The organism is Actinoplanes awajinensis subsp. mycoplanecinus, from assembly GCF_001509495.1.
Classification (GTDB): Bacteria; Actinomycetota; Actinomycetes; order Mycobacteriales; family Micromonosporaceae; genus Actinoplanes; species Actinoplanes palleronii.
Map to the genome: position 1 here is coordinate 1 of NZ_LLZH01000203.1, position 315 is coordinate 315.

Genomic DNA, 315 nt, shown 5'->3' on the forward strand with positions numbered 1-315 from the left:
TCGGCGATTCAGGACTTGAAATGCCCTGCATCTTCCACGACTTTGCTGGGTCGCTTGAATTCGTTGACCGCGCTGCGCGGAAACGCGAACCGCGACACCATCCTGCGCGGTTTGGGTCTGAACGAAACGCCAGCGGATAAAGCCGCCGCCACGGGATCCGGTGATGCGGCCGCAGGTGGAGCGACGGGGAACGCCGGAGCCAGCTCGGGTAACATTAACGCTTTGGTGCCGGCGCTGGGTTTCAGTCCGGGTGATCCGAATGCGACGGCTGACCGGGTGGGTCCCACTGGGGTTAAGGTTCCCGGTCGCTGCCCG

The 315-nt window shown here is 63.8% G+C and carries 1 pseudogene; it reads left to right on the forward strand.

What is annotated here, in order from left to right:
* Positions 1–54: 54 nt before the first annotated feature.
* Positions 55–315: pseudogene (locus ADL15_RS55460) on the forward strand (hypothetical protein); the annotation flags it as partial.